Source organism: Microbulbifer thermotolerans, assembly GCF_900112305.1.
GTDB lineage: Bacteria > Pseudomonadota > Gammaproteobacteria > Pseudomonadales > Cellvibrionaceae > Microbulbifer > Microbulbifer thermotolerans.
The window spans coordinates 259,923-283,708 of the sequence record NZ_FOKT01000005.1; the positions used below are offsets into that span (position 1 = coordinate 259,923).

General features: G+C 58.1%; 19 protein-coding genes. 10 read left to right on the forward strand and 9 right to left on the reverse strand.

The window, feature by feature from the left end; all coding sequences use genetic code 11:
* Positions 1-178: 178 nt before the first annotated feature.
* From BM155_RS09865 to BM155_RS09905, 9 genes are all read left to right on the forward strand, one after another.
* A complete protein-coding gene (locus BM155_RS09865; RefSeq protein WP_254773167.1) occupies positions 179-2,494 on the forward strand; it encodes a marine proteobacterial sortase target protein in 2,316 nt (771 codons plus the stop codon).
* Positions 2,495-2,512: 18 nt separating this feature from the next.
* Positions 2,513-3,091, forward strand: coding sequence for a class GN sortase (locus BM155_RS09870; RefSeq protein ID WP_067155134.1), 579 nt, complete (start codon positions 2,513-2,515; stop codon positions 3,089-3,091).
* A gap of 444 nt (positions 3,092-3,535) precedes the next feature.
* Positions 3,536-6,205 (forward strand): pyruvate dehydrogenase (acetyl-transferring), homodimeric type, encoded by a 2,670-nt coding sequence (gene aceE / locus BM155_RS09875; protein WP_067155131.1) that lies wholly within the window; start codon positions 3,536-3,538, stop codon positions 6,203-6,205.
* A 17-nt stretch (positions 6,206-6,222) separates the two neighbouring features.
* Positions 6,223-7,869: a dihydrolipoyllysine-residue acetyltransferase gene (gene aceF, locus BM155_RS09880; protein WP_074902864.1), complete on the forward strand. Its 1,647-nt coding sequence runs from the start codon at positions 6,223-6,225 to the stop codon at positions 7,867-7,869.
* Positions 7,870-8,305: 436 nt separating this feature from the next.
* A complete protein-coding gene (locus tag BM155_RS09885; protein WP_139223216.1) occupies positions 8,306-8,509 on the forward strand; it encodes a hypothetical protein in 204 nt (67 codons plus the stop codon).
* Positions 8,510-8,548: 39 nt separating this feature from the next.
* A complete protein-coding gene (locus BM155_RS17075; protein WP_139223217.1) occupies positions 8,549-8,845 on the forward strand; it encodes a hypothetical protein in 297 nt (98 codons plus the stop codon).
* Positions 8,835-9,137 (forward strand): hypothetical protein, encoded by a 303-nt coding sequence (locus tag BM155_RS09895; protein ID WP_074902866.1) that lies wholly within the window; start codon positions 8,835-8,837, stop codon positions 9,135-9,137. Before BM155_RS17075 ends, BM155_RS09895 begins: the two co-directional genes overlap by 11 nt.
* 101 nt (positions 9,138-9,238) lie before the next feature.
* Positions 9,239-9,871, forward strand: a complete 633-nt coding sequence (locus BM155_RS09900) for a carbonic anhydrase (RefSeq protein ID WP_067155117.1) — start codon at positions 9,239-9,241, stop codon at positions 9,869-9,871.
* Positions 9,872-9,957: 86 nt separating this feature from the next.
* Positions 9,958-10,314 carry a hypothetical protein gene (locus BM155_RS09905; RefSeq protein WP_067155114.1) on the forward strand — a complete coding sequence of 119 codons (357 nt, stop codon included), beginning with the start codon at positions 9,958-9,960 and terminating at the stop codon, positions 10,312-10,314.
* Between the two features lie 58 nt (positions 10,315-10,372).
* Here BM155_RS09905 and tmpT read toward each other — a convergent pair whose 3' ends face one another.
* The 3 genes from tmpT to BM155_RS09920 all read right to left on the reverse strand — a co-directional run bounded on the left by tmpT (position 10,373) and on the right by BM155_RS09920 (position 15,696).
* Positions 10,373-11,014 carry a thiopurine S-methyltransferase gene (gene tmpT / locus BM155_RS09910; protein ID WP_074902868.1) on the reverse strand — a complete coding sequence of 214 codons (642 nt, stop codon included), beginning with the start codon at positions 11,012-11,014 and terminating at the stop codon, positions 10,373-10,375.
* A gap of 99 nt (positions 11,015-11,113) precedes the next feature.
* On the reverse strand, positions 11,114-14,296 hold the full coding sequence (locus BM155_RS09915; protein WP_074902870.1) for an efflux RND transporter permease subunit: 3,183 nt from the start codon (positions 14,294-14,296) through the stop codon (positions 11,114-11,116).
* A gap of 263 nt (positions 14,297-14,559) precedes the next feature.
* Positions 14,560-15,696, reverse strand: coding sequence for an efflux RND transporter periplasmic adaptor subunit (locus tag BM155_RS09920; protein WP_074902872.1), 1,137 nt, complete (start codon positions 15,694-15,696; stop codon positions 14,560-14,562).
* 373 nt (positions 15,697-16,069) lie between these two features.
* On the opposite strand from BM155_RS09920, the gene BM155_RS09925 reads away from it, so the two are divergent.
* Positions 16,070-17,029: an AraC family transcriptional regulator gene (locus BM155_RS09925; RefSeq protein ID WP_067155103.1), complete on the forward strand. Its 960-nt coding sequence runs from the start codon at positions 16,070-16,072 to the stop codon at positions 17,027-17,029.
* A 20-nt stretch (positions 17,030-17,049) separates the two neighbouring features.
* Here the strand turns inward: BM155_RS09925 and BM155_RS09930 are convergent, their stop codons facing one another.
* The 6 genes from BM155_RS09930 to BM155_RS09955 form a co-directional block, all read right to left on the reverse strand.
* Positions 17,050-17,322 carry a high-potential iron-sulfur protein gene (locus BM155_RS09930; protein WP_074903014.1) on the reverse strand — a complete coding sequence of 91 codons (273 nt, stop codon included), beginning with the start codon at positions 17,320-17,322 and terminating at the stop codon, positions 17,050-17,052.
* A gap of 258 nt (positions 17,323-17,580) precedes the next feature.
* A complete protein-coding gene (locus BM155_RS09935) occupies positions 17,581-18,912 on the reverse strand; it encodes a sensor histidine kinase (protein ID WP_074902874.1) in 1,332 nt (443 codons plus the stop codon).
* Between the two features lie 91 nt (positions 18,913-19,003).
* Complete coding sequence (locus BM155_RS09940) at positions 19,004-20,368, reverse strand: sigma-54-dependent transcriptional regulator (protein WP_074902876.1); 1,365 nt, start codon at positions 20,366-20,368, stop codon at positions 19,004-19,006.
* A gap of 121 nt (positions 20,369-20,489) precedes the next feature.
* On the reverse strand, positions 20,490-21,707 hold the full coding sequence (locus BM155_RS09945; protein ID WP_074902878.1) for an ABC transporter permease: 1,218 nt from the start codon (positions 21,705-21,707) through the stop codon (positions 20,490-20,492).
* Positions 21,708-21,717: 10 nt separating this feature from the next.
* Positions 21,718-23,031, reverse strand: a complete 1,314-nt coding sequence (locus tag BM155_RS09950; protein WP_074902881.1) for an ABC transporter permease — start codon at positions 23,029-23,031, stop codon at positions 21,718-21,720.
* 11 nt (positions 23,032-23,042) lie between these two features.
* Positions 23,043-23,744 carry an ABC transporter ATP-binding protein gene (locus BM155_RS09955; protein ID WP_067155084.1) on the reverse strand — a complete coding sequence of 234 codons (702 nt, stop codon included), beginning with the start codon at positions 23,742-23,744 and terminating at the stop codon, positions 23,043-23,045.
* Positions 23,745-23,786 lie beyond the last annotated feature (42 nt).

Genomic DNA, 23,786 nt, shown 5'->3' on the forward strand with positions numbered 1-23,786 from the left:
TGGCGGGGTTTGCACTGCCGAGCGCAGACGGCGGCCCGCTATGGATCGCGGCGCACCGCACTGCCGAGCCGCCACAATTCGCCATAATCCGCCCGCAGTTTGCCTTCCTTTTGTCCACCGATCGCCGGATTGCCCTCTTTTAATGGCCTTCAGAGTGCAACCTGGATGGAGGGAAACGGTGGAAAGAACCATTTTCTGTGGCCAGCGCATACCCCGCGAGCGGGTAGTGTTGCCGACCGAGGAGTATTATCGCCGCCGCAACCGCGCCAGCCGGCGCGGCCGTTGGCTCTTGTTTTTTGTCACCGCGCTGGCGGTATTTGTCGCGGCCCTGGGGACCGGTGCCGCGCGGGCGCAACAGACGGTAGCGCTGGATGATGTGGAAAGCGGTGATCTGCTGTTTACCGGCAATGAGCCGGGGAATTATGTGCCCGCGGTGCACTTGGCTAGCCGCGCGCATATCGCAATACGTGGCTTGATGGCGGAGGTGGTGCTCCAGCAGGTGTTTTCCAACCTCAGTGATGGCTGGCAGGAAGCGCTGTATGTGTTGCCATTGCCGGAGCAGGCTGCGGTCAGCGGACTGGAAATCCGCGTGGGTGAACGCCGGATTATTGGTAAGGTGCGTGAACGAGAGGAGGCGGCAAAGATCTATGCGGAAGCCCGCGCCGCTGGCAAACGGGCCGCGCTGCTGGAGCAGCAGCGCCCGAACTTGTTTACCAATAAGGTGGCGAATATCGCTCCGGGCGAGCGGATACAGGTACAAGTCACTTTCCTGCAGCCGGTTCACTACGATGGGGGCAAATTCAGTCTGCGTATGCCCACGACGCTGACACCGCGATATATCCCCGGCGAGGCTGTCACCAATACGGGAGTCGCGCTGGCGGTAAACAGGCACGGCTGGGCTATGCCAACCGACCAGGTGCCGGATGCGCACAAAATAACGCCGTTTATGTGGCCAGCTTTCGACACTGGCGTACCTTCAGGCGGCGCAACACAGTCGGACCCAGAGTCTGGCGGGTCCGGTGCAGCGCTGGCGGGCAGCCACAAAATCGCTATAGAAGTGGAATTGGACAGTGGCTTACCGCTGGCGGATATCGATAGTCCCTATCACGATATCGATGTGGAAAATAAAGCGGACGGCAGCTATGGGATAAGGTTGCGCAAGGGTGAAACGGAGATGGACAGGGATTTTGCCCTTTTCTGGAAGCCGCGTCCCTCCGCAATGCCGCGCGCGGCCCTGTTTTCTCAGCCCGCGGTTTCGGACGGAAAAGAAAGCCACTACCTGCAGTTACTGTTGTTGCCGCCCGATACGAAGCAAAGCGCGCGGCGCCTGGCGCGGGAAGTCGTTTATGTGATCGACACCTCCGGTTCCATGAGCGGCGTCTCAATTCGTCAAGCCAAGGAAAGTTTGCAGCTGGCCTTGTCGCGTCTGCGGCCAATAGACCGCTTTAATGTGATTGAATTCAATACCAGCTCCCGCGCTTTCTTCCCACGCCCCGTGGCTGCCGAGGCCGCGAATATCCGATTGGCCAGTGCTCAGATTGAGGGATTGCAGGCGAGTGGCGGTACCGAGATGGCGCAGGCTTTGCGCCTGGCCCTGAGTCAGCAGATGCCGAATGCCGACAACTTGGTGCACCAAGTGGTGTTTATCACTGATGGTGCCGTCGGCAACGAGCGCGCACTCTTCGAGTTGATACAACAGTCACTGGGCGATGCGCGCCTGTTCACCGTTGGTATCGGGTCGGCGCCGAACAACCATTTTATGCGCAAGGCGGCACAGTTCGGTCGCGGTGCTTTCGTCACCATCGGCGACTTGAGCGAGGTCCAGCAGCGGATGGAGGCCCTTTTTACTAAATTGGAGCACCCGCTGGCGACCGACCTGCAGATACAGTGGCCCCGGGGACTGGTGGTGGATGCCTATCCGAAGCGGATTCCCGACCTGTATCGCGGAGAGCCGATGCAACTGGTTGCGAAAATCGAAGGCGCACTCGCAGGAGAGCTGCAGCTGCGCGGCCGCCTTGCGGGTCGGCAATTCGTGCAAAGGCTGGCGTTGAAAGAAAACGAATCCGATGGGAGCGGCGGCCTTGGCAGTCTTTGGGCGCGGGCCAAGATAGAGTCGCTGCGCGACCGGCAGCTGCAGTTGGGGGAGCGGAGTCGGGCGGGCGAGGCGCTGCGGGATGAGATACTGCAGTTGGCCCTGGATCACCAGTTGGTAAGCCCTTACACCAGTTTTGTCGCGGTGGAGGAAAAAATCGCGCGTCCCGCGGCGGACAATTTGTCCACAAGCGCGGTTCCCAATGCGGTGGCTCGCGGCCAGTTGCTGCAGCAGCAGACTTATCCGCGCACCGCTGCCGGCCTCTACGCGCAGCTTCTCGCCGCCATGGGGCTGCTGAGTTTGGCCGCTCTGTTGCGTCGCATGCGCCAAGTGCGCTACAGCTTTTCGCGCTCCTTGCGCCGCTTGTTGAAAAAGCTGGTGCCGGATCCCCGCAGTTGCTAGGCGGGAGAGGGCACTGCTATGTTGCGCACATTGCTTAGCGCTGCCTGTTTGCTGGCCGGTTTGTGGCAACTGAGTGGCGCCGCCTGGTTGCTGATCAAGGCAGAACTGGCACAAGTGTTGATCGGCCGCGCCTGGGAGCAGCAGCTGCTGGCCGGGGAGCCGGCCAGGCCCTGGCCTTGGGCGGACACTTGGCCGGTGGCAAAGCTGCAACTGGACGGCGGGGACCCCCTGATTGTGCTGCACGGAGGCAGTGGTCAGGCGCTGGCCTTTGGGCCAGGTATGCTCGCGGGGTCTGGCGAGCCGGGACAACCGCGCACCACGGTCATCGCCGCGCACCGCGATACCCATTTCGGCGATCTGGGAAAGTTGAAGCCCGGTGCCCCTGTTCGGCTTCAGGACAGTCGCGGGCTTTGGCACAATTTCAGAGTCACTGAGACCCGGGTGGTGAACAGCCGACGGGAACGGCTGCCCATCTTCGCCGAGCCGGGTTTGCTGCTGGTGACCTGCTACCCTTTTCGCGCGGTCAACCCCGGCGGGCCGCTGCGCTATGTGGTCTATGCGGAATATCTCCACGGTGGAGTGGCGTGGGGGCTGTGACCAAAGTGCCAATTTGAGACTCGATTTTGTAATTAAATTTCTGTCATTTCCCGCAATATGTTCCGTTTATATGGCGAATCGGCAAATAATTGTTTTGCAAATTGGTTTTAGTTGTTACTAACCGTCCTATCTGGAAAAACATTTGTAGTAATACTACAATCGCCCCGCTTATAAGACCGGGGTGACTGATCAGCCGCCAGGGCGGCTGCCCGGCCCGGATTGGATTCACAACCCAAATTACCAGATCACGGCAGCAGCAAGGCCCGTTTCCCTCTCTCCGCCGCATTTGCAGATATTGCATTTCCGCCAACGAAGGTGGTGAATTGGCGGAAACATTGAAAAAAGGAAGCAATTTTCTGCCTGCGCTGTAGTTTGCCCGGTTAGCTAAAACTCAACGATAAAACACCGACGCGACGTCGATAATTCGCCGAGGAGCATTGTTTGATGCAAGACGAAACCGATATCCAGGAAACGCAGGAGTGGCTCGATGCACTGCAGGCGGTAATCCGCCACAGCGGTAAGGAACGCGCGGCGTTTCTGCTGAAGCAGTTGGCCAATCGTGCCACCGGCGCGGGTGTGCAATTGCCGGCGGCCATCACCACCCCTTACCGCAATACTATTCCCCCGAGTGCGGAAAAGCGTATGCCCGGTGACCTCTTTATGGAGCGCCGCATCCGCTCGCTGATCCGCTGGAATGCACTGGCGATGGTGGTGCGCGCAAACCAGAGCAGCGACAACCTGGGTGGCCACATCTCCAGCTTCTCCTCTGCGGCCACGCTTTACGATGTGGGCTTCAACTACTTCTTCCGGGGCGACGAGGGCGAGCAGCGCGGCGACCTGATCTTCTTCCAGGGCCACAGCTCCCCGGGCATCTATGCGCGCTCCTACCTCGAGGGCCGCTTCGATGAAGACAAGCTGGATAACTTCCGCCGCGAAGTGCACGGCAACGGTCTTTCATCTTACCCGCACCCCTGGTTGATGCCGGATTACTGGCAGTTCCCCACAGTTTCCATGGGGCTGGGGCCGATCCAGGCGATTTATCAGGCGCACATCATGCGCTACCTGTCCGCCCGCGGCCTCTCCCCCAGGGGCGACCGCAAGGTATGGGCCTTCCTCGGTGACGGCGAGTGCGACGAGCCGGAAACACTGGGCGCTATCTCTCTGGCCGGCCGTGAGCAGCTGGAAAACCTGGTCTTTGTGATCAACTGTAACTTGCAACGTCTGGATGGCCCGGTGCGCGGTAATGGAAAAATCGTGCAGGAGCTGGAAGGCGTTTTCCGCGGCGCCGGCTGGAACGTGATCAAGGTCCTTTGGGGCCGCTTGTGGGACCCGCTGTTCGAAAAGGACGAAAAGGGGTTGCTGCAGAAGGTCATGGACGAGGTGGTCGATGGCGAGATGCAGAACTTCAAAGCCAACGGCGGCGCCTATACCCGCGAGCATTTCTTTGGTCGTTATCCGGAACTGAAGGAAATGGTCAAGGATATGTCCGACGAGGAAATCATGATGCTGAACCGCGGCGGCCACGATCCTTACAAGGTTTACGCCGCCTATGCGGAGGCCATGGCCAGCAAGGGCCGGCCCACCGTCATTTTGGCGCAGACGGTCAAAGGCTATGGTCTGGGCGCTGCTGGCGAAGCGGCGATGGACACCCACTCGGTGAAAAAACTGGACCTGGATGCGCTCAAGCGCTTCCGCGACCGCTTCGGTATTCCCTTGTCCGACAAGGAACTGGAGGAGGTACCTTACTACCGCCCCGCGCCGGACAGCCCGGAAATCAAATACATGACCGAGCGCCGCAAAGCGCTGGGTGGACCGGTGCCGGCGCGTCGCACCGATTGTGAGAAACTCAAAGTGCCCGGTCTGGATGCTTTCAGTGCTCTGACCAAGGGCTCCGGCGACCGCGAGATTTCCACCACCATGGCTTTTGTGCGCGCCATCTCCGCGTTGGTGAAGGACAAGAACATGGGCAAGAACGTGGTGCCCATTGTGCCGGACGAAGCGCGTACCTTCGGCATGGAAGGCCTCTTCCGCCAGCTGGGTATCTATTCTTCCCAGGGGCAGAAATACACCCCGGTGGATCACGGCCAGATCATGTATTACAAGGAAGACAAGAAGGGCCAGATTCTGGAAGAGGGCATCAACGAGGCCGGTGCTATGTCCGCCTGGATGGCGCTGGCCACAGCCTATTCCAACCACGGCGTTGCCATGGTGCCCTTCTATATCTTCTATTCCATGTTCGGCTTCCAGCGCATTGGCGACCTGGCCTGGGCCGCGGGCGATATGCAGGCGCGTGGATTCCTCATCGGCGCCACCGCCGGGCGCACCACCCTGAATGGAGAGGGACTGCAGCACCAGGACGGTCACAGTCACGTGTTGGCCTCTACTATTCCCAACTGTAAGAGCTATGACCCCGCCTTCGGCTACGAGCTGGCGGTGATCCTGCAGCGCGGCTTGGTGGAGATGTACGAGGAACAGAAGAACGTTTACTACTACGTCACCATCGAGAACGAAAACTATGTTCAGCCGGAAATGCCCCAAGGTGTTGAAGAAGGCATCATCCGCGGTATTTACAAACTGAAGTCCAACGCTAAAAAAGGCGCCAAGGGCAAGAGTGCCAAGAAGCATGTGCAGCTGATTGGCGGCGGCACCATATTGCGCGAAGTGATCGCGGCGGCTGACATCCTTGCCAGCGAATTTGGCGTTACCTCCGATATCTGGAGTCTGACTTCAGCGGTGGAAGCTGCGCGCGAAGGGCAGGACGTGGCGCGCTGGAACATGCTGCACCCCGCTGAGAAACCGCGCAAAGCCTGGATTACCGAGCAGTTCGAGGGTAACCAGAGCCCGGTAATCGCTTCCACTGATTACATTCGCTCCTATGTGGAGCCGCTGCGCGAGTTTATCGACGGCGACCTGACAGTGTTGGGTACCGACGGCTTTGGCCGCAGCGACAGCCGCGAGCAGCTGCGCCGCTTCTTCGAGGTGGATCGCAACTATGTGGTGATCGCGGCGCTGAACGGTCTCGCCAAACAAGGCGTGATCAGTGCCGGGGAAGTGTCTGAAGCGATTAAAAAGCTCAACATCGATCCGGAAAAAGTGAACCCGCGCATCAGCTAAGAGAAGGCAAAGACAATATGGCCAAACAAGTCATCAAAGTGCCTGATCTCGGCGGTGCCGATCAGGTAGACGTAATCGAAATTACCGTTGCGGTGGGAGACACTGTCGCCGAGGAAGATTCGCTGATCGTTGTTGAGGGCGATAAGGCCTCCATGGATGTGCCGTCCCCCTGCGCCGGCAAAATCCTCAGTATCAGTGTCAAGGAAGGCGACAAGGTCTCCGAGGGCGATGTTATCGGTGAAATAGAAACCGAAACCGCCGCGGCGGAAGATACCCCGGCACCCGCCGAGCCGGCAGGCGAGGCGGTAGCGGAGCAGCCGGCTGAAGAGCAACCAGCGCAGGCAGCCAGCGCCGCTGCACCTGCCGTGCAGGAAGAGAAAGAAGAAAAGATCGCGGTCCCGGATCTGGGCGGTTCCGACTCCGTGGACGTTATCGAAGTCTGTGTACAGCCTGGAGACGAGGTCGCCGAGGGTGACTCTCTGATCGTTGTGGAAGGTGACAAAGCCTCCATGGATGTCCCCGCGCCCTTCGCCGGCACTGTGGTGTCCATCGCCGTCAGTGAAGGCGACAAGGTTTCCACCGGCGACGACCTGGGCGTTCTGAAAGTGGTCAGTGGCGGTGCCCCCGCGCAGGATAAAGTGGAGGAGGCTCCGGCCAAAGTGGAGACTGCACCGGCCGCACCCGCGTCTCAAGCCCCGGTGGAACCACCTGCGGCGCCGCAGCGAGACCATCAAGTGGAGCGCAATCTGACCGTGTCCGCAGAAGTCTACGCAGGCCCGGCAGTGCGCAAGCTGGCGCGGGAACTGGGCGTGACTCTGAGCAAGGTGAAAGCCACCGGTCCCCGTGGACGCGTTACCAAGGACGATCTGCACGCTTATATCAAAGAGCAGGTACAGAAGGCGGAGAGCGGTGCTGTAGGCGTCGGCGCTGGACTGCCGCCCCTGCCGGAAATTGATTTCAGCCAGTTCGGCCCGGTGAACGTCGAGCCGATGACCAAGATTCACAAGGTCACAGCCGCCAATATGGCGCGCAATTGGCTCAACGTGCCCCACGTCACCCAATTCGATGATGCGGATATCACCGAGTTGGAGGAGTTCCGCAAGTCAATGAAGGCGGAGGCGGAGAAGCGCGGTGTGAAACTCACCCCGGTGCCCTTCCTGCTCAAGGCCGCCGCCGCAGCGCTGCGTGCAGAGCCCAGCTTCAATGTGTCGCTGCACAATGACGGCGAGCACATAGTGCGCAAGGACTATGTGCACATCGGCATGGCCGTGGATACGCCTAAGGGGCTGATGGTGCCGGTGATCCGGGACGTGGACAAGAAAGGCCTTTACGAGCTGGCGCAAGAGGCTACGGAATTGGCCGGTAAAGCCCGCGACGGCAAACTGATGCCGAAGGATATGCAGGGCGCCTGCTTCACTATTTCCAGCCTCGGCGCCATCGGTGGCACAGGCTTTACGCCCATCGTCAACGCGCCGGAAGTGGGTATTCTCGGCGTGTCCAAACTGACGGTGAAACCGGTGTGGAACGGCAAGGAGTTTGTGCCCCGGCAGATGTTGCCTCTGGCTCTGTCCTACGACCACCGCGCCGTCAACGGCGGTGACGCCGGGCGCTTTATGACGTACCTGGTCAGCGTCCTCAGCGACGTGCGCCGTTTGTTGCTGTAAGCGGCGTTTTTAACGCGCATTTGCGAGCGCCCGGAAGCTGTTGGCCAATAGCGGGAAATCCGCAAATTTGGCCGCAGCCTCGGGCGCATTGCTTCCAGCGCGAACCTGCACAATTCTGGCAATTGCGTTTTAAGAAAACTCTGATTAATTCACGCGGACGCTGTATTGGGCTTCGGGGCGTTCGGGTAATGGGATGGGCTTTTCATCTGGCCTAAATCATTTTTCCCGTCACGAAGTAACTGAAACAGAGGTTCCTCAAGTTGAATTTCGCGCTAATTTCCTTTCCCCCGCCGCAAGCCGAATCCTCCGCCAGCTAAACTCAAATTGTACAAATATTGAGCGTGGCGCTGAAGGCGAGAGGTAATTAGAAATGAGGCGCATAGGGATATCCGCTCTACCACTGATCGCGGTACTGACTGTACCGGGATGCGTATTTTTGCCCGTTGAAAAAACAGACCGCAACGACCCCTTTTTTTTCGATCCCGACGATAGCAGTTACAGCGCTGATTTTGCCGAAGTCGGCTATTACCAGCCCAATACTCAACTGCCATTAACCGCCAGCCGCTACTGTCCGGAGGCCGGTGAAATCCGCAAGGTGGGTTCCGCCTGCTGGTTTTTTCCGGTGATACGGGTTTACTAGTGCTGAGCAGGCAGAAGAGATTCACCCGGAGGCCAATCGATGCTCAGATATTTGGCGCTCACGCGCACGCTCCTTGCCGTTACACCGCTTGTCGCATGCGGTGTTGCCGATCCCAGGGATGAGGTCGTCTATCCCTACAGCCGGCCCATTCCCCGCGCCGCCGAGTACCGGGTGCCGGAAGTGCCGCGTCCGGTGGTGCAACCCGCGGCGAGCGAGACATACCGCGATGCCTGTCCCGGTGATGCGGAGGAGCTCGCCGAGGGGTCCATTTGTCCACCAAGCGCCCAGTGCTTTGACATAGCTGGCGGACGCCGGTGTATCGTTCATGAAAAGTAAATTTCTGCCCGTTCTTCCCCTGGCACTTTTACTCGGCGGGTGCAGTGGCTTCTGGAATGATTTGTGTGGCACTCCGCAGTTTTACACCCACAGCTCTATCCCCGTCGAGTTGGCGCCAGCCTTTCCCCACGAATGTTTTACCGGTGATATGCCGGCTGCAGGTCCCGCTATGTGTATTGAGGAGGGCGTCCACTGTTACGAGCTGGATAACGGCGACTGGTGCGCTGGTCCATACTCGCCTTTTGCCCTGGAGCCTGCGTACGGGATGCGCGCGCAGGATTGGTCCAAATAACTTCCCACCCGAAATTTTTGCACGGTAGGTTTACCTGCGGCGGGAATCCGCTATGCTTGGCCCCCATTGGTTGACGGTCTGGGCAACGAGTGGAGGTGTATATGTTGTCTGCCGCAGAGGCGATACGCCGCTTACGGGAGGGCAATCGCCGTTTTGTGTCCGGGGAGCGGGATATGGGCGTCCGGTTGGATCAACACCGGCGCCGGGAGCTGCTGGAGGGACAGCCCTGCTTCGCAATTATTCTTGGCTGCTCTGACTCCCGAGTGCCGGCAGAATTAATTTTCGATCAGGGGCTGGGCGACCTTTTTGTTATCCGCGTGGCCGGCAACGTGGTGGCGCCATCACAAATTGGCAGTATTGAGTTTGCCGCAGAGCGCTTTGGCACACCGCTGGTGGTAGTGCTGGGGCATTCCCATTGCGGCGCGGTGCAAGCTACGCTGGAGGAATTGGAGCGACCGCAAGAGAGCCGTTCTCCGAACCTGCGTTCTATTGTCGATCGGATACGTCCTTCGGTGGAGCCACTGTTGGAATGTGCCGATGCCCATAATGCGGAAACTTTGGCTGAGCGCGCGGTGCGCGCCAATATTCGAGCTTCCGCCAATCAGCTTCGCCACGGTTCGCAGATACTGGAACAGTTAGTACAGGAAGGGCGGCTGGTAATTGTGGGCGCGGAGTATTCGTTGGAAACCGGCGAGGTGGATTTTTTCGATGGCCTGCCGGAGGAAAGCGATTGAGGAACCTCTGAATAACCCTCTGTCTGGCGGAAAAAAGACACCGCACCCACGCGAACTCATCGACGCTTCTAATAAAGGGAAAAACGATGCGCTGGCTCAAGGGAGTACTGATCGCCATCGACCAGTTGGGTAATGCAATCGCCGGGGGTAACCCCGACGCCACTATTTCCGCGCGCACTGGCTATTTTGCCCGGGTGGAGGAAACACCCTTGCGGCCATACTGGCGGCTGTTGGAGCGGATTATCGACTTCACCTTCCTGCCCATTGATGGCCCGGATCACTGCTATAACGCCTACTTGGCGGACAAGGACGAAAAAAATGAGGAGGGCAGTGATTTGATGCGCGGGTTACTGGGGGTGATAGTGATCCTCGTGTGCCTGCCGCTGTCACTGTTTACCCGCCTGTACGTCCTGATTATCCCCGGTGCGCGCTACAGTGCTTGAGGCGGCCCCGGTCAATGTGCGCGGATGCCGCAATGCGCTCGGGTGCTGTGCGGTTGAGCTATTGTTTTGGTTCTAACAGCCAGATAGTCTCATCTGCCTCGCATTTATTTTTCAGCCGTCCCGGGAAAGGCACGCTCTCGAGTTTGGTCAGCTGATAGCTTTCCCCATAGTGTCCCGCGATTTCCTCGCCGCCGACGGAAAAGGGTGGGCCGGCGACTAGGCGTTGGTCATACTCAAAGGTAATCAGAAGCTGCGGCACGCCCCCAGTGATGGCTTGCAGGTGCGCACTATAGCGGCGGCGCATGGGTTCCGGCAGGGCGACCAGGGCCGCTCTGTCATAGATGGCATCGACGGGGCCGAGCTGCTCGGCGGTCAGGTTGAAGATATCGCCCACAAACAGGTCGACTGCTTCCGCGCTGTAGCGGGTCAAGCCTCCCGCACTGGTTATTTCCGGCTCGACGCCCGCCTCCGCGAACAGCTGTTCCACCGCAATGCGGCTCAATTCTGCCCCAACCACCTGGTAACCGCGGGCGAGAAGCCAGGGGATATCCTGAGTCTTGCCGCACAGGGGAACAAAAAAACGTTTGCCCTGTGCGATCGAGAGGGCGGAAACATGTTTGACCAGAAGGGCATTGGGTTTACCTTCGTGGAAGGCAATCTCATTTTTTGCCCATCTTTTATGCCAAAAACCCGCTTCCATTATTGTTCCTCTTATTTTGGTTTTTACGCCCGGCCTGAGTGGGTGCGGATGCATCCGCACGGGTGTTGTCACTCGCTCCGGAAAGCTCACGGGAATTCATCATAGCTTCCCTGAAGTGGCTGAAACCGGCTGCGGCATGTCTACGGAAGTTTGACGCCCACTTCCGGTCAGTTTGCGCAGCGCCACATAGAATACCGGTGTCAACAGCAATCCAAACAGGGTCACACCGATCATACCAGTAAAGACCGTCACTCCCATCGCGTTGCGCACCTCGGCACCGGCACCAGTGGCAAGCACCAGCGGCACCACGCCCGCGATAAAGGCCACCGAAGTCATGATAATCGGACGCAGGCGCAGGCGGCAGGCCTCGAGCGCAGCACGGACTGGATCAAGCCCCTTTTCAATTTCCAGTTCGCGGGCAAACTCCACGATCAGAATGGCGTTCTTGCAGGCCAACCCCATCAGTACGACAAGTCCCACCTGCACAAACACATTGTTGTCGCCGTCGCTCAGCCAGACACCGAACAGTGCGGCGAGCAGGCACATGGGCACGATCAGTATCACCGCCAGGGGCAGTACCCAGCTTTCATAGAGGGCGGCGAGCACCAGGAACACCAGCAGCAGCGCCAGTGGAAAAACCAGCATGGAGGCGTTGCTGCGGTTGACCTGTTCGAAGCTGAGATCCGTCCAGGCGATATTCATGCGGGCGGGCAGTGTCTGTCCGGCCACCTGCTCCACCGTTTGCAGTGTCTCGCTGGAGGACAGCATCGCTGGATTTGACTGCCCCAGCAGATCCGCGGCCGGATAGCCATTGTAGCGGATCACCGGATCGGGGCCGTAACTTTGCTTGAGCTGCACCATGGTGCTGATAGGGACCATTTCGCCCCGGTTGTTACGGGTATACAAATGGTCGATATCCGCAATTTCGTCGCGGAAGGGGGCATCTGCCTGGGCCATAACGCGGTAAGTGCGGCCGAAGAGGTTGAAGTCATTGATGTACAGGGAGCCGAAATACAATTGCAGTGTCCCGAACAGATCGTCCAGTCGCACGCCCTGGGCCTTGGCCTGCAGGCGGTCTACTTCCGCGTCCAGCTGGGGCACATTGGCCTGGTAAGAACTGAATGGATAGCTGAGTCCCGGTGTTTGGCTGAGGGCGCCGGCCAGTTGATTGGTCGCGGTCTGCAAGGCGCCGTAGCCTGCGCCAGAGCGGTCCTGGATATATAGTGAATAACCGGAGCCGGCGCCGAGACCAAAGATGGGGGGAGGCATAAAACTGACTGCGAAACCCTCTTTGATCTGTGCCAGTTTGCCGTTGAGTTCCGTCGCGATTTCTTCGGCGCTGCGATCCCGCTCGTTGAAATCATCGAAGAGCACAAACACGGTACCCACATTGGGGGTGTTGGTGCGTTGCAGCGCGTTGAAGCCGACAAAGCCCGCTGCGTGGGCGATACCTTCAGTCTCCAGCGCCAGCTCGCTCACCCTGCGTGCGACGGCCTCGGTGCGGTCCAGGCTCGCGCCTTCCGGCAGGCGGATACTGCCCACCAGATAGGTTTTGTCCTGAGTGGGGATAAATCCGCCCGGGACCTGATTGAACATAAAGGCGGTGGCTGCCAGTAGAAGTGCGTAAACCGCGAACACCGCCCCGCGGCGCTTCAGGCTGCGGCCCACCAATCCCTGATAGCGCTCGGCATTTTTGCTGAAGAAGCGGTTAAACGGGCGGAACAGCCAACCGAACAGGCGGTCGATAATCCGCGCTGGCATGTCCGGTGCGGCGCCGTGGGGTTTCAGCAGTGTCGCAGCCAGTGCGGGCGACAATGTCAGTGAATTGACCGCTGAGATAACGGTGGCAATCGCGATGGCCATGGCAAACTGGCGGTAGAACTGACCGGTGATGCCGTCCAGAAATGCCATCGGCACAAAGACCGCGCAGAGCACCAGGCTGATGGCGACAATGGGGCCACTCACCTCCCGCATCGCCTGATGTGCCGCCGCCAGCGGCGGCAGGCCTTCCTCGATGTTGCGTTCGACGTTTTCCACCACCACGATCGCATCGTCAACGACAATACCTATAGCCAGCACCATACCGAACAGGGTGAGGGTGTTGATAGAAAAGCCCAGCAACAACAGCACGGCGAAGGTTCCAACGATGGATACCGGTACCGCCAGCAGTGGGATGATGGACGCGCGCCAGGTCTGCAGGAAGAGGATTACCACCAGCACCACCAGCAGTACCGCTTCCATCAGGGTTTTGATCACGGCTTTGATCGACGTGCTGACAAATACCGTTGGATCGTAGGCGATCTCCCAGGTCATGCCCTCGGGGAAGTCATCGTCCAGCTCCGCCATTTTTTCGCGCACAGCCTGGGAAACTTCTAACGAGTTGGAGCCGGGCGCCTGGAATATTGGTAGGGCCACCGCCTGACGGCCGTCCAGCAGCGTGCGCAGCGCGTCTTCTGACGAAGCCAGTTCAATGCGCGCGAGTTCGCGCAGGCGGATGAGCTCGCCGTTGTCGCCGGTTTTCAGCACGATATCTCCGAACTCATCGCTGTTGGCAAGCCGGCCCCTGGCGTTGATGGAGATCAGGAAATCGTTGTCGACGGGCATCGGCTGGGCGCCTATCTGGCCGGCGGACACCTGAATATTCTGTTCTCGCACTGCGTCGACGATATCGGAAGCAGTTACACCCAGGGCGGCGGCCTTCTGCGGGTCTACCCACAGGCGCATGGCGTAGTCGCCGGAACCGAACAGTCCCGCTTGCCCGACGCCGGGGATGCGCGCCAGCTCATCGCGGATATGCAGCACCGCATAGTTGCGAATATAGGTAGCGTCGAAGCGGTCGTCTGGCGACAGGAGGTGTACCGCCATCATCAGGTTTGGAGACTGTTTCTGCGTGGTTACTCCCTGGAGGCGGACTTCTTCCGGTAGCCGCTGTAGCGCCTGGGACACGCGGTTTTGCACCTGCACCTGAGCAAGGTCGGGATCTGTGCCGAGCTTAAAAGTGACTGTCAGTGACAAGGTGCCGTCGCTGCCGGCGACGGATTTCATGTAAATCATGTTTTCCACGCCGTTGATGGCTTCTTCCAGCGGCGTGGCGACAGTTTCGGCAATGGTTTTCGGGTTGGCCCCAGGGTAGCGCGCGGTCACGGCAACGCTCGGCGGCACCACTTCCGGATATTCACTTACCGGTAGTACCGGGATACTGATAAGGCCGACGGTAAAAATGATGATCGATAATACTGAGGCGAAGATCGGCCTGTCGACAAAAAAACGGGAAAAATTCATAGATCAGTCCGCACTGACTTCGGAGATTGCTGTTGTTACTGCCACGGCTAAGCGATGGCAGTGCGCTTGTGGGCCACCCGTCTGGGGTAGCGGTTTAATTCGCGTAAGTGCTATAGCGGATTGCGGGGTGCTTGAGGTGTTGAGCGCGAAGTCTCGTCACCTTCAGCGAGCGCAATTAGCTGAGGTCCCATAATGGCAGCGGGACTTGTTGAGGATCGCCGGACGCGGCTGGCATGGCGCGCGGCCGGAAATCCCGCACCGAGTCAGCGCTTGGCGACTTCCCGCGGGAGCTCACTTCCCCGCATTGCCACCAGCTCCGGTTGCACCGGCATGCCAGGAAAATAAATTTTCTGCAATCCGTTGATTACCACCCGCTCGCCGGGCCGCAGGCCGCTGCGGATCACAGTCAGGCCGTCCTGCTGTGGTCCGACGACAACCTCGCGGCGCTCGGTGATATTTTTGTCGTTCACCAGATACACATAGCGTCGATCCTGGTCGGTCAGTACTGCGCGGCTATTCACCAGCATGGCGTGCGCCAACTGTTCCGCGGGCATTTTTACGCGCGCGAATTGCCCGGGCTTGAAAGTACCTTGTGGGTTCGGGATCACGGCGCGGAATTGGAGGGTGCCGGTGTGGCTGTTCAACTGGTTGTCGATAAAATCCAGCTCGCCGCTGTGTGGGTAGCCGGCTTCCCCCGCGAGACCGATGCGCACCTGCGGGCGCTGCTCCGGGGTGAAAAAGGTATGGCTGTCGACAAAAGTTCGCTGGTCGCTCTCGAAGTAAACGTACATTGGGTCCACCGACACCAGTGTGGTCAACAGCGTTTGATCGGCATTGGCAAGGTTGCCGCGGGTGACGAACGCCCGTCCGACCCGCCCGCTGATCGGTGCCTCGATAACCGTGTACTGCAGATCCAGGCGGGCATTTTCCAGCGCCGCCTCGGCGGCATTGACCGCTGCGCGAGCGGAATCCCGCGCAGCCATCCGTTCGTCGTATTCCTCGCGGGAAATGGCCCGGCTGTTCAGCAGTCGCTCGGCGCGTCCCGCGCGGTTCTCGGCCAGAGTCATTTCGCTGCGCGCGCGGGCCAGATCCGCCTCGGCGGCGCGCAGTTGGGCGCGGTACGGGCGAGGGTCTATCTCGAAGAGCACATCGCCCCGTTGTACCAGTTCACCCTCATTAAATGCGACTTTTTCGATATAACCACTGACCCGGGGCCGCAGCGACACAGTTTCCGGTGCCTCCACCCGCCCGGTGAAGTCCCGCCAGACGGTTGTGGGGGCCGCTACCACTTGGGCGACATCCACCGCCGGTGCCTTCTGTTGACCGTTCTGTTCACCGCTGCCACATGCCGCCAGTGCCAGTGTCGCCAGTCCCAGCAGTGATAATTTCAGTCTTGTCATTGTGTCGTGAGCTCCTTGGATAGGGCAGAATCAAAAACGTCGGAGCGCGAACTCCGGGATGCACACCATAGTTGCGTGGGTTGACCGGACGGTATTCGGGTACTGCCAACTAATTGCCCGATTCTGCTTTAACGGAAAAATCGGAGCGGGAGAGAAACATCAATATTGTTGTCATTTTTGGTGAAAGCCGGCATTTTCGCGGCGTTTTTACTTGCAGTAGGTATCTATTGGAACGCTGCACAAGCGGAGCGGTTGCACATTACTGCAAGGTGTTTGCCTAATACTGTAAAAGTCTAAGTCACTTACCCAAATCTCCGTATACTGGCGGCATTGTTTTGCGATGGCGCCCAGACATTGGGCCGGGAGGGGAGGTATGTCGACAAAGCAAAAACTTTCGGACGTGCACAGTTGGGAACAGGAGCCTGCGCGGCAAAAACTCGCGGCGACAATTTCGCGCTGGATGCCGGCGTCGGGTATGGAAGAGACGACACTGGAAGGGGTCAGTCTGATCCGCGCGGATTCTGCGACCAGCTGTATGTCGTCAGTATACGAGCCCTCTCTCGGTTTTATCGTTCAAGGGAGCAAGACACTGCAATTTGGTGACCGGGAGATCGCCTATGGGCCCCTGAGCTATCTGGCCACCTCTGTACATTTGCCGGTGCTGGGGGAAGTCAAGGAGGCATCCCCGGAGCAACCGTTTTTCGCGGTCAAGCTGATTATCGACCCTCAGGAAGTGACCGACCTGGTGTTGGAGCTGGGGGATAAGGCACCGGAACTGAAGGCGGAGTTCAACTGTCCGGAAATTAATTGCGGTATCTGCGTGGCGCAAATGGATTCTGGCATGCTGGACGCGGTCAGTCGCTTGGTGGGGTTGCTGGACAGTCCTTCGGACGCACCCATATTGGCGCCGCTTGCGCGCAGAGAAATTATCTACCGTGCTCTGATGGGTGAGATGGGGGCACGGATGCGTAAATTTGCCGTGGTTGACAGTCAGGCCAACCGTATCTCAAGGGTTATCGCGGTGCTCAAGGACCGCTTTACCGAGCCGTTGCGCGTGCGCGATCTCGCCGAGCAGGCGAATATGAGCGAGTCTTCTCTATACCACAGTTTCAAGCAGGTCACGCGCATGTCGCCGCTGCAGTTCCAGAAAAAACTGCGCCTGCACGAGGCCCGCCGCCTGATGCTGACGGAGGGGCTGGAAGCGGCCTCTGCCAGCTACCGGGTGGGCTACGAGAGCCCGTCTCATTTCAGCCGCGAATACAGCCGTATGTTCGGCGCGCCGCCGCGCACGGACGTCAACAAGCTGCGCGGCGAGCAGCGAGTGCCCGCCTGAGGCCCACGGCACACCGGTGCTTAGGACGGTTTGGGAGCGAACAGGCTGCACCAGCCGTCCGGACTGATTTTGCCCTCAACCACCTTGCAGGCTTCCGGCGCTTCAAAGAGAATGCAATCGACACACTTTTGCCCGTTTTTCGGCGTGTCCTGATATTGCACCACTTCTTTCTTCGCCTTGGTCTGCGCCACCGCCCGGTCGGTCGCAATCAGGGCCGCCGGCAGCAGTGCCAGTGAACAGCCGGACAGTTTGAGAAACTGCCGCCGCGAAATCTTTTGGTAGCGATTGTTCATGGCTTTGCCTCGCCGCATCGAAATGGCATTGCTGACTTTCAGACTAGCAGCTCATGGAAAAAATACTGTGGTCTTTGAATAACCACAAAAGATATTCTGCATGCTGTGGAGAATTGCTCTCGCAATCACCAGCAACCCCGCCACATGCACTTTTCATTCCGTTTCGACGTTTTTTGGGCGCCTGTGAATTGGGTGGATCACCAGTTCTATGGACGGTGAAAATAGAAACAAGAATCGCTCGTTTTTTTGTGTTTGCTTTTACTCTGCGGTTTGTGTTTCGGGCCAGGGTAGCCATAGATTGATCTGGATACCGCCCCCCGCACGATTTTGCAATTGAATACGGCCGCCGTGGGCATCGATGATTTCCCGGCACAGCGTCAGTCCCAGGCCGACCCCCTGGGGCTTGGTTGAGTAGAAGGGCAGCAGAGCCTGTTGCAGAACCTTTTCACTCATGCCGTGGCCCCGGTCGCGGATTACCAGCTCCTGGCCGTGCTGATCGACTTTGATCTGCAGTTCCGTGTTCAGGGCGTCGCTGCCGGCCTCGGCGGCATTTTTAAATAAATTCAGCAGGGCCTGTTCCATCTGCACGGGATCAAAGTAACCGGGCCGATTGGGCAGCTCCCCCTTCAACGTGAAGCCGTGCAGAGGCTTCAGGCGTTCTACCAACTGTTGCCAGCGAACAGGTTCACGACTGGGCGCGGGTAGTTTCGCAAATCGCGCGTAGCCCTGAGTGAATTCCGTCAGGTGCTGGCAGCGGTCGGCGATAATATCGAACACCTTTTCCAGTGCCTCCGATTGCCCCGGTTGCCGGATCAGCAGTTTGCCGCTGTGCGCCATTGAGGAAATAGGAGCCAGGGAGTTGTTGAGTTCGTGGCTGATTAAACGGATGACTTTTTTCCATACTTGCACTTCGGCACGAGTAAGTTCGCGGGTCATTTCGCGGATTACTATCAATTGGTGCTTTTGCGCATTGAGGACAAAAGAACTGTTGCTGAGGTGTAGTGTGCGTGTTTCACCGTTCTCACTGTAACTGAGGAGACCTTCCTTTTTTTTCTCTATGGCGTCGGCGAGCTCCTGGGGGCAGTGTGGCAGTAGTCGTTTCACGGTCAGGCCCTGTATGGGTTTTCCGCGATTTAGTAGGTGGCGAGCACCGCTGTTGGAGTAGATGATATGGTCGCCCTGGTCCACCAGCAGCAGTGCTTGGGGGGAGCTCTGGATCAAAGTATCCAGTAACAATTCCTGCTGGTAGATATGGGCGCGCTCGCGGCGCAGAATTTCCGCCACTTCGTTGTAGAGTTTAGTCAGATATCCCAGTTGATCATTGCGCCGAGTTACCAGGGAAACTGAGAAGTCGCCGTCGCGGAAATTGAGCAGGCCGCCTTCGAGTGCTTTCAGCGAGTGGCTGATTGGACCTATGACGAGACGCAGTAACAACAGCACCGTTGGCAGCGCCAGCAATAGGCCTCCGGTCCAGGCCAGTGGCGTATCGATTCCCTGCTGGATGAGCACAATCGGAATACTTGCACCGATCGCAACTGCCAGTAGGGATATAGCCGCGATGCGGCCTTCGAGGGACAATTTTTTGGGCATAAGACAGTTTTTGATTTCGCCTGAACTCTGCAGTTGATCCAGGGGGTGTGAAGTATCTTGCTCGTCAGGGAGAGAATTACTCAGGGGCTCCTTAATATGGAATACCGTATTTATCCAGGCGGCGATAGAGTGCCTGCCTGCTCATACCGAGTTCGCGCGCGGCCTGGGCAATGACACCATTGCAGCTGGCCAATGTCTGCTCCAGAAGCTCGCGGCTCGGTTCGAAGCTGACCTCTACTCTGTCGGATCTATCACTGGTTGGCTGGGCGGGTAATCCGAGCGTCTGTTCGTCGATGGTATCGGTATTGCAAAGTACCGCGGCGCGCTGCATGGTGTTCTGCAGCTCGCGCACATTGCCCGGCCACCGGTAGCGCATCAGTGCCGATTGGGCCTGGCGAGATAGCTGCCTGCTTTCGCCGCTGCTTTGATCGAGGAAGCCCCGCGCCAGTGGCAATATATCTTCAGGGCGCTCACACAAAGGCGGCAGCTTCAATTCGATGACATTCAGGCGGTAGAACAGATCCTGGCGAAAATTGCCCTGGGCTATCTGCTGCGGTAGATCGCTGTTAGTGGCACTGATTACGCGGACTCTTACTTTGCGGGTTTGGCTGCTTCCCAGGCGCTGGAATTCCCCTGTCTGCAATACCCGCAGTAATTTAACTTGGCCGCTGGCGGAAAGTTCGCCGATTTCGTCCAGAAACAGGGTGCCGCCATCGGCGGCCTCGAAGCGCCCCTGGCGGGCGCGGTTTCCGGCACCTGTATAGGCTCCCGCCTCGGCGCCGAAAAGTTCCGCTTCCATCAGCTCTTCCGGCAGGGCACCTACATTGACCTTGATGTAAGGGCCATCCTTGAGAGAAGAGTTGGCTTGCACGATATCGGCAATCTTCTCTTTGCCGGCGCCGTTGGGACCAGTAATCAGAACCGGCACATCGGCTCTGGCTACTTGTGTGGCCATCTCCAGCAGTTTCTGCATGGCTTCGCTGCGGTAGATGATGCCCTGCAGGTCGAAATTCTGCCGCAGATGTTCACGCGCCTGCTGCGCCTGTTGCTGTGATTTGCGCTGCTGTTCCTGGAGTTCACTCAACTCCAGCAGGTTTTTTACCGAGGAGATCAGTTTGTTGTCGTCCCAGGGTTTGCCGATATAGTCGGCAGCTCCCGCCTTAACCAGTTCCACCGCCATTTCCAGTTGCGTCCAGGCGGTCAATAGTATTACCGGCAGATCTGGGTTTATTTCACGGATTGCGAAAAACAGCTCACGCCCCTCTTCACCGGAGGTGGTGTCCGCGGTGAAATTCATATCCTGTATCACCAGGCCGATATCTTTGTGTTCGCGCAGCAGTTGCAGTCCCGCCGGCGGTGTGGTCGCGCTGACGGTTTCAATCCGGTGCAGGGATAACAACAATTCCAGGGCAGAGATGATGCTCGGGTTGTCGTCGATAATCAGGACTTTATCCATACCTTTTATTTTCTGTATCTGTCATGTAGGTACGGGGCGACCGGAAACTGTGGCCGACTTTCGGGAAAGCCGGCTTCTAGTCGTCTCCGGGTGCGCCCGTGGCTTTTGGATGAAGCCGGGGTCAGACATTGCGTGTCGCTGTCGCCGGTGAAATATTGGCTGCCCGGAGGGCGGGTACCAGGGCGGCAGTCAAGCTGACAATAAGCAGTATTAACGCACAGGACAGCATGGTCGGCAATGGCAGCTGCGGTTGGCCGTAGGACTCCACCATCATGCGGTTGGCGATCTGTGCCGCCGCCATACCTAGGGCAATACCGGCACTGGCGATCATGCCATTTTCCAACAGAAAGTAGCGGCCGATAGCGGCGCGGGTTGCGCCGAGGGCGCGGCGGACACCGATTTGCTTGCGCCGCTGGTTGATCCAGAAAGTGGTGAGGCCGACGATGCCCAGGGCAATGATAAAGGTGAGCAGCCCTATCACCACTGACAGTACCTTGATCATGGTGTTGTCGCGGGAGTAGCTTTTGTGCAGAAAGTTTTCAATAGTGTCCATTTCAATAACCCGGTGCGGATCCCGTTGGCTCAGCTTCTCTTCCAGCTGGTTGAATACTGAGTCCCGCTGGCCGGGCTCTGTGCGCACCAGATAGCGCATAAACAGGTTGCCCTCGGCAATCAGCATTTCCGGGAAGAATACGGCGTTGCCGGCTTTAGACCAGTTCACCCAGCCGCCCAGGTTGCGCTCCACTATGCCAATAATTTCGATCGGATGGCTGCTGCGATCGCCGTAGATGTATTTGCCGAGCGCATCGCCTTCCGGGAAGAGCTTTTCCGCAAACTGCTTGGTGACAATAACTACACTGGATTCACGGTTTTCGGTGAGATCTGCGACCTGAATATCTGACGGATCAAAGTTGCGTCCGGCAATCAGTTTCATACCCATAGCCTGGATAAATTCCGCACCCACTTGGTAATAGTTGGCCACTTCGCCGCCGGTTTCCTGACTAGGCTGGTTGTAATAGGCACTGGCAGAACCGCTGCCCGACAGCGGAAAGTGATTGCTGTGAGTGGCCTCTACCACACCGGGGATGGGGCGTATTAGGTCCAGGTCAGCAGCTACCGCTGTCTGCATATCGTAATTCTGCGACACGGGCTGAAAGTTGACAGTGATAATGTCTTCCACCGCTATGCCGGTAGGGCGTGCGGTTTTTTCCTTGCGATCACTGATGATAACGCTTGCGTTGCTGACGATGGCCAAAGTTAATGCCAGCTGCAGTGCGATCAGCAGCGCGGCTATCTTATTGCGCCAGAGCGCGGACAAAATAGGTTTGATTTCCAACATGGCCAGATCCTTATTGGGTTTTCAGGTAAACGGACGGGTTGGTATTACTGATGCGCCAGGCGGGATAGATGCCGGCGAGCAGGCTTGCGAGAATCGCTAGTCCAATGGCCGCCAGCATCATTACCCAGTCCATGGAGGCGATCTGGTCGAGGCGCCCCATCTGTAATGTGCGAATCAGGCTTAGCCCCAGCAGCGTCAGCAGAATACCCATGACGCCGCCGATTAGCCCAATGCAGCCGCTTTCGATCAGGTGTTGACTGAAAATGGCTTTGCGACTGGCACCCAGGGCGCGCCTAACCCCAGCTTCGGGCGCCTTGCGCAGGAATTTTGCCAGCAGCAATGCTACCGCGTTGACCACGCAGACCAGCAGGAACGCCAGGGATAACCATCCCAATATCCGGTTGTCGTCGCTCAACACTTCGTTGACCACCAGCCATTCCGATGGGCGGGTCAGACCGAATTTCAGCGGACGCGGGAAATAGCCCTTGGTCTTTTGGGTCTCGATATAGGCGGCGAGAAAGTTTTCGTAGTCGTGTTTCTTTTTCTCGTTGTCCAACTCCACCCAGTACTGAACCCACACGTAATGACTGTTGAGGAGGTCTTCATAGTTACTTATATCCTCTGACTTCCAGCCATTAAGATTGCCCCAGGAGTAGATCTGTAGCTGGCGGTGTAGGCCGAATGGCATATAGATCTCTTCCGAATTTTTGAACGCACCGTTATTAAGGTCGTAAACCTTAGGGGTCGGGTTCCAGTGTTCGATAACGCCTACGACAGTGAAGGGTTCTCCGTTCAGGTTAATTGAACGTCCCACGCTATTTTCACCATTGAACAGTTTTTCGTTGGTTTTCTTTGACAAAACCACTTCCCGGGTTGGATTTTGGTCCGAGCTTTTGTGCCAGGTGTTGCCGTAGATAAAGGGAATATCAAACAGCGCGAAGAAGTCGCGGGTGGTTACCCGGATTTGGGCTGTAAAGGGGCGCAATTCGCTATTTTCCTGGCTCACGGTGGCGCCCCAGCGGTGCATAGCCACCTGCCGACTGGGAATGTCCGAACGGAGCAGGGCCTGAGCATCTCGATAAGTGAGCTCCCAGGGCATCTGGGTGTCGTTTTGGTAGGCTTTCTCCGGGGCCCAGCTGTCTAACTGTACAGCGTAGAGCCGGTCATCTTTATGTTGCAGGGCATTCTGCGACATCATGTAGTTGAGTGTCAGTGTGGTCATGGACGCGCCCACGCCCACCGCGATGGCGGCGACCATGAGGGCGCTCAACACCGGCGTACCGCGCAAGCTGCGCAGTGCTAGAGAAACGTAGTATCCAAACATAGTTTGTCTCCTCAGGCAGTCGCGGCTTCGTTGCCAAGCGCGTTTTGGTGCAGGTCGGATACCTGTCCGTCGACGATCTGAATATTCCGGTGTGCGCGGCGGGCCAGGTCGGGGTCGTGCGTTACCATAACGATGGTGGTGCCCCACTCGTTGATAAATTCCAGCAGCTCCATCACCTGGCGGGCCATCAGGGAGTCCAGGTTTCCGGTGGGTTCGTCGGCGAGCAGGAAGCGCGGTTCACCGGCCAGGGCGCGGGCTATGGCGACACGCTGTTGCTGTCCACCGGACAGCTGCGCCGGCAGGTGTTTTGCCCGGGCGGCGAGCCCTACCTGTTCGAGGGACTTTTCGATCCGTTTTTTGCGCTCCTTGGCGTTGAATCCGCGGTAGCGCAAGGGGACGTCGATATTGTCGAAAAGATTCAGGTCCGGGATCAGGTTGAAACCCTGGAAAATAAAGCCGATTTTTTCATTGCGCAGGCGTGAGCGCTCGCGATCATTCAGTCCGCTGACATCTTGTCCATCGAGCAGGTACTGCCCGCCGGTGGGGGTCTCCAGCAGACCGGCGATATTCAAAAAGGTGGTTTTGCCGGAGCCGCTGGGGCCGGTTACAGAGACGAATTCCCCCTCTGAAACCTCCAGGTTGAAATCGCGCAGCGCGTGGGTTTCTATGGTGTCGGTGCGGAAGCTTTTGCGGATATTGTGCATTTTCAGCATGGTAGTTTCCCTATAGTTCTGAGTGTTCGGTGCCTTGATACG